This is a genomic window from Staphylococcus sp. HMSC035D11, assembly GCF_001836075.1.
GTDB classification, from domain to species: domain Bacteria; phylum Bacillota; class Bacilli; order Staphylococcales; family Staphylococcaceae; genus Staphylococcus; species Staphylococcus hominis.
Map to the genome: position 1 here is coordinate 1 of NZ_KV827238.1, position 10,376 is coordinate 10,376.

At 30.2% G+C, this 10,376-nt stretch carries 9 protein-coding genes; 2 read left to right on the plus strand and 7 right to left on the minus strand.

Annotated elements, in window-relative coordinates; translation table 11 throughout:
- A partial coding sequence (locus HMPREF2647_RS05455) for a cation diffusion facilitator family transporter (protein WP_070859699.1) occupies nt 1–863 on the plus strand: 863 nt, incomplete at its 5' end.
- Nucleotides 864–948: 85 nt separating this feature from the next.
- Here the strand turns inward: HMPREF2647_RS05455 and HMPREF2647_RS05460 are convergent.
- On the minus strand, nt 949–1,683 hold the full coding sequence (locus HMPREF2647_RS05460) for a metallophosphoesterase family protein (RefSeq protein WP_083319020.1): 735 nt from the start codon (nt 1,681–1,683) through the stop codon (nt 949–951).
- Between the two features lie 119 nt (nt 1,684–1,802).
- Here HMPREF2647_RS05460 and HMPREF2647_RS05465 point away from each other — a divergent pair, with 119 nt between their 5' ends.
- On the plus strand, nt 1,803–2,864 hold the full coding sequence (locus HMPREF2647_RS05465; RefSeq protein WP_256326478.1) for a YtxH domain-containing protein: 1,062 nt from the start codon (nt 1,803–1,805) through the stop codon (nt 2,862–2,864).
- A gap of 57 nt (nt 2,865–2,921) precedes the next feature.
- Here HMPREF2647_RS05465 and HMPREF2647_RS05470 read toward each other — a convergent pair whose 3' ends face one another.
- The 6 genes from HMPREF2647_RS05470 to cdaA form a co-directional block, all read right to left on the minus strand.
- Nucleotides 2,922–3,782 (minus strand): Cof-type HAD-IIB family hydrolase, encoded by an 861-nt coding sequence (locus HMPREF2647_RS05470; protein WP_070859702.1) that lies wholly within the window; start codon nt 3,780–3,782, stop codon nt 2,922–2,924.
- A 62-nt stretch (nt 3,783–3,844) separates the two neighbouring features.
- Nucleotides 3,845–4,705, minus strand: coding sequence for an ABC transporter ATP-binding protein (locus HMPREF2647_RS05475; RefSeq protein WP_070859703.1), 861 nt, complete (start codon nt 4,703–4,705; stop codon nt 3,845–3,847).
- Nucleotides 4,706–4,725: 20 nt separating this feature from the next.
- On the minus strand, nt 4,726–6,531 hold the full coding sequence (glmS, locus tag HMPREF2647_RS05480) for a glutamine--fructose-6-phosphate transaminase (isomerizing) (RefSeq protein WP_017176081.1): 1,806 nt from the start codon (nt 6,529–6,531) through the stop codon (nt 4,726–4,728).
- Nucleotides 6,532–7,071: 540 nt separating this feature from the next.
- Nucleotides 7,072–8,424, minus strand: a complete 1,353-nt coding sequence (glmM, locus tag HMPREF2647_RS05485) for a phosphoglucosamine mutase (RefSeq protein ID WP_049434880.1) — start codon at nt 8,422–8,424, stop codon at nt 7,072–7,074.
- 28 nt (nt 8,425–8,452) lie between these two features.
- Nucleotides 8,453–9,385, minus strand: coding sequence for a CdaR family protein (locus tag HMPREF2647_RS05490; RefSeq protein WP_017176079.1), 933 nt, complete (start codon nt 9,383–9,385; stop codon nt 8,453–8,455).
- Between the two features lies 1 nt (nt 9,386).
- Entirely contained in the window at nt 9,387–10,193 is an 807-nt protein-coding gene (gene cdaA / locus HMPREF2647_RS05495) for a diadenylate cyclase CdaA (RefSeq protein ID WP_017176078.1), read from the minus strand.
- Nucleotides 10,194–10,376: the final 183 nt, after the last annotated feature.

Sequence of the window (10,376 nt, forward strand, 5' to 3'; positions counted from 1 at the left end):
GCTTATTTATGATTGTTGAAATTTTAGGAGGATTTATCGCTAATAGTCTTGCGCTATTATCAGATGGACTTCATATGTTTAGCGATACTGTTTCACTAGGAGTTGCTTTAATCGCATTTATTTATGCAGAGAAAAATGCTACTTCAACTAAAACATTCGGTTACAAGCGTTTTGAAGTCTTAGCTGCCTTATTTAATGGTATAACTTTATTAATTATTAGTGGCGTCATTATCATCGAAGCGATTAGAAGATTTTTCAATCCTATTAAAGTGCAATCCACTGAAATGTTTATTATTAGTGTGATTGGACTTATAGTGAATATTATCGTTGCAATAATCATGTTTAAAAGCGGTGATACGTCACATAACTTAAATATGCGTGGTGCTTTTATTCATGTTTTAGGAGACTTACTTGGTTCATTAGGTGCCATTATAGCATCTATTCTTATATACGTATTTAACTTTACAATTGCTGATCCTATCGCAAGCATTCTAGTTTCCATTATTATATTAAAAAGTGCAATCGGTATTTCACGTTCGTCACTTAATATTTTAATGGAAGGTACGCCAAGTGATGTCGATTTAGATAAAATCATTAGTACAATTACAAATCATAATGAAATTTATAATGTCCATGATTATCACGTTTGGACTATTTCAAATGATATGAATGCGTTAAGTTGTCATGCAGTAGTCTCTGAAACTATGTCTGTTCAGGACTGTGAAGGACTTCTTAAAAAAATAGAACATGAATTACTTCACTTAAATATACAACATATGACGATTCAATTAGAAACAGCACAACATGATCATGATACTTCAGTACTATGCTCTGGATTACATAAAGAGCACACTCATCATTAAGACTACACAAACAATGTCCGTAGTTTACAATATAAGTAAAAAAGTCGAACAGAATTCATATTAGTTTCTGCTCGACTTTTTTTACTTATATAAAATGATCGAAAATAAATTGTTTGCCTGGTACATGTTTTTCATCAAATCCTTGAAGAAATTCTTCATTGTCATACGGTAATTTTACTCTTTCAACGCTAAACTCGTTTTCATTAATTGTGACGATTCCATATACGGCATATTTACCATTATTAAGTCCTACTGAACCAGGATTGAAATATGTTTTGTTATTATCATCATACAAGTGTAATTGATGATTATGTCCAAAAGCTATAAAATCCGCGTCCTTATCTTCAAATAATTTAACTATTTCTTCTTTTTGATTATCTACAATAGGTTCAAATGGTTGTTTATCAATACCCTCTTCTAATCTTTGATTTTCAATTTCATAATGTATAAATAAACATTTTTTCCCACAAATTGTTTTTTCTAAATATCTTGGTAGTGTATTTAATACACCATAGTAATCTTCATCCATTCGACTTTCAATCCATTGATGGTGTTCATAAAATTTATTTTTTAAATCTTCTGGATACGGTGTACCATTAACAATTGACATAATGGCTTCATCGTGATTACCAGATATAATTTCCATATCATCTCGATCGAAAATCGTATCTAATACTTTATTAGTCTCATGACCAATTCCAATATTATCACCTAAGTTAAAGATTTGATCGATATCTTCTCTATTATCAATATCATCTAAAACAGTTTGTAAGGCATCAAAATTACCATGAACGTCTGTTAAAATTGCAAATTTCACCATAAAGTCTCCTTTCATTATTAAATCATTAGCATATTTTAACACTTAAAACATAATATTGTTAGATATTAATTTAAAAAAATCACAAATTCTGATATTGTGTATTATATTAACGTAAAGGAGTGCTTATTTTGTTTAAATTTCATAGTTTAGCATTTAAAAATGCTAAGTCACAACTCATAAAAACAATACTATTTAGTTTAGTAAGTTTTATTATTGTATTTGTGGCATTTGTGATTGCTAGAACTTTCTTCGTTCAAAACTTTATGCAGATGCAACTAGCAGCACAATTTCAACAGTCAGCTGGCGCGTCGTTATCTATGATAATACTCGTCCTAGTCTTAGGATTATTATTCTTTATACTTGTAGGTTATCAATTACTTGCAGGGGCTTTTAATATTATGGCTAAAGCCATTGAAAAAGAAGCTGTTCAATTTTCTGATTTATTTTTTGCTTTTAAAAAAGGAAAATATGTTAAAAGTCTTCTTTTAGCTTTTATTACCATTATTGTTTTTGCTGTATTATATTTAATCACATTAGGATTAAACTTTTTATTTAATAAAGCATTAACACCATTATTCACATCTATTCAACAGTCAGTAAGTACATCTGATCACGCTATTGGCATTTTACTTACTGTACAAATTATCTTAATTATCATTATGGGATTCATTCTTTCAATCGTATATTGGTTCTTCTTTATATTAATGATTAATTATACTGTATCATTTGCACGTAAGAATGACTTAAGTGCTATAGGTCATTTTAAAGACGGCTTTAAAGGTATTAAAAATGGACGTAAAACTTGGTTCAAATTCTTTTTAGCTATCTTATTAATTAACCTACTCATTATTATCATTACACAACCACTTGGTACAATATTAACTGTATTAACCGGAGATATGTCCCAAAATGTAGCACAAGTGATTTTAATTATTGCTCAAACGCTTATTATTATTGTACGTTTAATTCTATATTTTATAATTCTAATGGGTATTGTTCAATATTTCTTACGTCGCGGTGAGAATGTGAATAGACCTGTAAAAGAAAAGAAAAAAAGTAAAAGAAAAGAAAAAAATCATAAAAAAGAAGCGTTAAAAAGCGACCCTTCATCTTTTAATGAGACAAAAAATCATGTTAAAGAAGACTTAAATCATCAAAAAAATTTGAATAACGATAAATAAATCACTATTTAACACAAAAGGTAAGAAAGCAGGTTTCTCCTACTTTCTTACCTTATTTTAATTTAAAAAATGTTGTTCTAAATATAAAGCCGCGCCATCCTCTTCATTTGTATATTGTGTAGTATCATCAGTGATAGACTGAATTTCTGGACGTGCATTTTTCATTGAAACAGTGTATCCTCCAAATTCAAACATTGCTCTGTCATTATCGCTATCACCAATAACAAGTGTTTCTTCTTGTTTAATATCGAAATGATCTATCATTTCTTTAATTCCAGTACCTTTATCCACTTGATAAGCCATCGTCTCAGCATTAAATCTTGAAGAATTAGATACGCTAATATTTAATAACACTTTATTTTGTATTAACTCATCTCTAAACGTTTTAATTTTATTTAACTTTTTGTTGAATAGATAAATTTTAGAATAGTCGTCATTTGGAATATCTTTTCTCCAATTAATTTTACCATTCATGGCATCTCGACGTGATTTCCATTCACTTTCACTCACTTCATTTTGTGGACGTTCACTATCAATCATATCTTCCATCCATGATTGATCGTCAATTAATGAAATTCTATCTCCTTCAAAAGGAAAAACTTCATAATAAATGTGTTGTTGTTGAGCTAGTTGCACGATTTTTTTTACACTATCTATTGTCAAACTATGTTTAAATAAAATTGTATCTTCAATATCGCCTCTTGTTCCATTAGAACTAATCATACCATCTACTTTAAAACCTTTTGGTACTAGACTATGAATTTCAGAATAAGAACGTCCTGTTGCTAGAAATACCTTATAATTTTTTTCTCTTAACTGATCAATTACTTCTTTTGTTTTTACAGTCGCTTTATTATCTTCATGCAATAGTGTTCCATCCATATCTAAGAATATTGCTTTAATATTTTCTAATGCCATCGTGATACCCTCCATCTAACTCTTTCTTAAAATTGTGACATTTATTTAACCAAAGTGCAAACTCAATTATGTTTTATATAAAGATGATATCGATTTCTATATTGAATAACTTCAATTTGGTTATTAAAAAATTTAGACATCATCGAATCAGTTAAAATATCTTTTGTTATTCCTTTATCAAAACAACTACCCTCTTTTAATAAAAATATCTTACTAAATAAAGGAATAATTTCCTCTATGACATGAGTCACGTAAATCATCGTCAAATGAGCGTATGTCTTATTTAAATTTTCTAATAAATATAATAACTGTTCTCTAGCCAAAAAGTCTAATCCTGATGCTGGTTCATCAAGAATAAGTACATCAGGTTGATGTATAAGCGCGCGAGCAATCATTACTTTTTGTTTTTGTCCTGTTGAGAGATATCCTAAATATTGATCTTTATATGATAACATTCCTACTAAATTTAATAATTTTTCTGCTTCTTTAGTATGTTCATCAGAATATTCTTTATATAGACCGATAGATTTAAATATGCCACTTAATACGACATCAATCACTTTCTCACCGTCTTGAAATTTTTCTAATAAACTATGCGAAACAAATCCAATATGTTGACGAACGTTTTCTGCAGAATATCCTTTTTTACCTGGTATCATTTCAAACAATTCTATTTCACCCTGAGATACACTTTCATAAGAATTCATGATATTTAATAGTGTTGTTTTTCCTGCACCATTCAACCCATAAAGAATCCAATTATCTCCCGCTTCAATATGCCAATTTAAATCATTAATGATTGTTTTTCCGTGTTTCTTTTTATAGATATGTTTTAAATTTATCAAATGATCACCTCTACTTAAAATAATTGTATGATGATTCTGATTATTTAACAAATCAAATAAAAAACTGAGACATGTCATCCATGTCCCAGCTTTTTGAATTATTCAACTGTAACTGATTTAGCTAAGTTACGAGGTTTGTCAACATCTAATCCTCTGTGTAAAGCTGCATAATATGCGATTAATTGTAGCGCTACTACTGATACTAAAGGCGTTAATAATTCGTGTACGTGAGGAATCACATATGTGTCTCCATCTTTTTCTAAACCTTCCATTGAAATAATACAAGGTTTAGCGCCACGTGCTACTACTTCTTTAACATTACCACGAATTGATAAATTCACATTTTCTTGCGTAGCTAACGCAATGACTGGCGTATCATCTTCAATTAAAGCAATAGTACCGTGTTTTAACTCTCCACCAGCAAATCCTTCAGCTTGAATATATGAAATTTCTTTAAGTTTTAATGCTCCTTCTAAACTTACATTGTAATCCATCGCACGACCAATAAAGAAAGCATTTCTAGTCGTTTCTAAGAATTCTTTAGTAATTTTTTCCATTACTGGTGCATCATCTACAATCGTTTCAATTGCAGTTGTTACTTTTGCTAATTCTCTTAATAAGTCAATACCGTTATTGCGTCCATGTGCTTTAGCTACAACTTGAGAAAGAATTGATAATACAGCAATTTGAGCTGTATAAGCTTTAGTTGATGCAACAGCAATTTCAGGTCCTGCGTGTAATAATAACGTATGATCAGCTTCACGAGATAACGTTGAACCTGCTACATTTGTAATTGTTAAAGACTTATGGCCTAATTTATTTGTTTCAACCAATACTGCACGGCTATCAGCTGTTTCTCCTGATTGAGAGATATAAATAAATAAAGGTTTTTCAGATAATAATGGCATGTTATAAACAAATTCTGATGCCACATGAACTTCAGTTGGCACTCCAGATAGTTTTTCAAGGTATTCTTTACCAACTAAACCAGCATGATAACTTGTTCCTGCAGCAATAATATAAATGCGATCTGCATTCGATACATCTTTAATAATTTCAGAATCAATATTTAAATCTCCATTTTCATCTTCGTATTCTTGAATAATACGACGCATTACTGCTGGCTGTTCATTAATTTCTTTTAACATATAGTGATCATAAATACCTTTTTCAGCATCTGATGCATCTATTTGAGCAGTATACGTTGGGCGATCTTGAATATTTCCATCTTTATCTTTAATTGTTACACTTTCTTTTTTAACAATAACAATTTCATGATCGTGAATTTCTTTATATTGATTTGTAACTTTAATCATTGCTAATGCATCTGAAGCAATAACATTAAAGTCGTCACCAATACCAACAAGTAAAGGTGATTTATTTTTAGCTACATAAATAGTGTCTTCATCCTCAGAATCTAACATACCTAAAGCATACGATCCATCTAATAAAGATACTGCTTTAGTGAATGCTTCTTCAGTTTCTAACCCTTTATTTGAAAAATATTCTACTAATTGAACGATAACTTCTGTATCAGTTTCTGATTTAAACGTTACATCTGATAAGTATTCGCTTTTTAGTTCTTCATAATTTTCAATTACACCATTATGCACTAAAGTGAAACGTCCATTATTTGATTGATGAGGATGTGAATTAATATGACTAGGTACCCCATGAGTAGCCCATCGAGTATGACCAATACCAATGTGACCATCAATGTCATTGCTATCTGCTACTTTTCTTAATTCTGCAATACGACCTTTTTCCTTAAATACAGTAGTCCCTTCATCATTGACAACAGCAATTCCTGCTGAATCATATCCTCTATACTCTAATTTTTCTAAACCAGATAGTAATAATTCTTTGGCATTATCAAAGCCAATATATCCAACAATTCCGCACATATTTCTTTTTCCTCCATTACATAGTCATATGATAATTTTATCTGTTATATAAAATTTTTTAATTAGACATTGCTCGTTTTATTGTATTGGATTCTAAACATCATATTTCTATGTTTTCTATTTGGCGTTCTTATTATATTTGTACATCTAGTTACCTATATGTTTTAAATAATAAGCTAACGAATGTGCCTCATCCGGAATAGCATCCGCCGATTATATCGATAACTATTCTCCTCGTCTACAATATAATTAGTATGTCTATGAGTATTCTCCTAATTAATACTAAATGATTAACATTCTAATTACTTGTCCAGGCGCTTTGTTTTACTTTTATTACATCTATCCTCCTTTCTTCCAATACTATTTATTTTACCCTTTTTTATTAATCATTTGCAAATATTATTATATTTAATTCATAAACTTATAGTTATAATTTGATATTTAATTTATATTTTTTGCTAAAAAAATACTCTCTTTAAAGTTTTCAGTTCTACGGCTTTAACTTTAAAGAGAGTGTATTCTTGTTTTTAAATGGTACTATTAATTTAATCCCATTTTTTCTTTTACTTTATCAGCAATTGTTTGAGCATAACGTTCAGCATCTTCATTTGTTGCTGCCTCAACCATTACTCTTACTAATGGTTCAGTTCCTGAAGGTCTAACTAATATTCTTCCTTCACCATTCATTTCATTCTCAACTTCATTCATAACAGCTTTAACGTCTTCATTTTCAGATACATGATGTTTATCTGTTACTTTTACATTAATTAATGATTGTGGATACTTTTTCATTTGTGCTGCTAACTCACTTAAAGTTTTACCACTTGATTTAATAATAGCAGCAAGTTGTACTCCAGTTAGTAGTCCATCACCAGTCGTGTTATAGTCCATCATTACTATATGTCCAGATTGTTCTCCGCCTAAATTATAATGGCCTCGTCTCATTTCTTCAACGACATATCTATCTCCAACTTTTGTTTTATTTGATTGAATGTCTTCTGTTTCAAGAGCTTTATAAAATCCTAAGTTACTCATTACAGTAGATACAATCATATTATTATTTAATTCATGATTTTTATGCATTTCTTGACCAATAATAAACATAATTTGGTCACCATCAATGATGTTACCCTTTTCATCAACAGCAATTAAACGATCTCCATCTCCATCAAAAGCTAAACCAAAATCACTTTCAGTTTCTACAACTTTTTCAGCTAAATGTTCAGGATGAGTAGACCCACATTCATCATTAATATTGTATCCATCTGGATTACAACCAATTGTAACTGTCGTTGCCTCTAAATCACCAAATAAGAAAGGCGCAAGTGAAGAAGTTGATCCATTCGCCCCATCTAAAGTAATTTTAAGTCCATCTAAATTTATATCAATTGTAGATTTAAGATAACTTAAGTATTTTTGTGCACCTTCATAATAATCTGAAAAATGCATAATGTCTTTGCCTGCTGGACGTGGTAAGTCAGGTTGTTCTTGATCTAATAATTGTTCAATTTCTTCTTCCTGCTTATCTGAAAGTTTAAAACCATCAGCACCAAAGAACTTAATACCATTATCAGCTACAGGATTATGAGATGCAGAAATCATTACTCCTAATTGTGCTCCCATTTCACGTGTTAAATATGCAACACCTGGAGTAGAAATAACTCCTAATCTCATTACTTCTGCACCTATTGATGCTAATCCAGCGATTAAAGCTGATTCTAACATTTCACCAGACACACGAGTATCTCTACCAACTAAAACTCTAGGATGTTTCTCTCCTTCATTATGTGCTAATACATAACCACCATAGCGACCTAGTTTAAACGCTAATTCAGGTGTTAATTCTTTATTAGCTACTCCCCTTACACCATCTGTTCCAAAATATTTTCCCATTTTCATTACTCCTTTATTATCTAGTTTACTATTTTAAATTGACATGTGCTGTGACTTCATTAAATTCAGATTTCTTAACCTGTTTAGGTATCTTGAGTTGAAGTGTTTTATCAGTCGATTCAGTGATATCATCTAAATTGACATCGGCTTCTATGTCATTAATATCCTTCAAATCATCTTTATTACCATAAATTTCTACTTCATTCTCATTTAGTTTAATGCTATCTAAACTTTCATCATCAGGTAATGAACCCTTTTTAACGGTTTTAATTTTTACTTTTTTACTGTAAGGTTCAAGTTTCACTGACATTTTAATATTATTAGGCTTGATTTGAACGTTTAATTTATTCAATTGCTTGTCAAATGCAGTAATTTCAGCTACATCAGTAGTATTCTCACTGATATTAGTCGCATTTTTAAATGTCGCTTTTAAATATGCAATTTTGTCTAATTGCTTTTTACCACCAGTAACTTGAACAGTGTCTTTATTCAAAGAAGTTTCACTTACTTTATAATTTGAATCTACATTGTTTTGTGAAATATCAGGCTGAACATGCATTGTTTTAGTATCTTTATCCTCCAAGGTGATATAAGCGTGTTTAGGTTTAACATTATAACTAATATCGTTACTTAATCCTTTAACAATATAATCTTCTTTATAATTTCCAGATTTAGCATTAGATAAATTAACTGTGACCTTGATATCGTCTGAACTTTCTATTTTCAATAACTTTGATTGTGGTCCTGAAATAGTAACATCAACAGTATCTGGTGATTTAGTAACATGTAAATTTTTGGTATTATAAAGAATTTCTACAGGTACATCTTCAATTGTTTTAGAAGAATTCTGAGCTAGATTATCATTGTTAAAAATATTGCCAAACACATTATTAACAGAAAGATAAAAAAAGATCGCTAATATTAAGGCAAAAAATCTTAATCCCCACTTACTTTCTAACATGCTATTTCACACCCTTCTTTTGAGCGCGAGTTCCAAACCAATGTTCAGCTAATAACTCTTCGAATACTTCATCAGAAACATCACGTCTTAATTTACCATCGAAAGTAACTGATATTGAACCGGTTTCTTCAGATACTACCACAGTAAATGAGTCCGAAACTTCAGAAATTCCTACGGCTGCCCTATGTCTTGTACCTAAACTTTTAGAAATTTTATTACTATCTGAAAGTGGTAAATAACATGCAGCACTAGCAATTTTAGTGTTTTGAATAATCATAGCCCCATCATGTAATGGTGTATTAGGTATAAAAACATTTATCAATAATTCTTGAGATATTGCAGAATTCATTGATATACCAGTTTCAATATAGTCTTGCAATCCAGTTTCCTTTTCAAAAACAATTAATGCTCCAATTCGTCTTTTAGCCATATACTGAACAGCCTTTGATACAGATTGGATTAATTTTTCTTCATCATGACTGTAAGTATTAGTATAGCGTTTAAATAGGCTCCCTCGCCCTAATTGCTCAAGTGCTCGTCTAATTTCTGGTTGGAATATCACAATTAAAGCTAAAACGCCCCATTGAATCACAATATCAAATAACTTTGAGGTAGCAGTTAAATTGAGAAGTTTACTTACTTGTTGTCCAATAACTATAAATAATATACCTTTAAGCAATTGAATTGCTTTAGTTCCTTTAAATACAGTAATGAGAAGATAAAGGACATACCAGACAATAAGTATATCTAATATACTTGTAATAATCTTCAAAGTACTAAGATTATTAAAAAAGTTGGAAAAATCCATAATCTCTCCTCCGTCTATAACTTTCATACTTATAATTATACCAATGAAAGGTGTAACTGTCATACTATGAAAGTCATACTTATAAATTTTTTCATGAAAATCACTACTAAAAATGGGTAATAAAAAAGCACTCCTTAATGGAGTGCTTAAAGTGAGCCATAGAGGATTCGAACCTCTGACCCT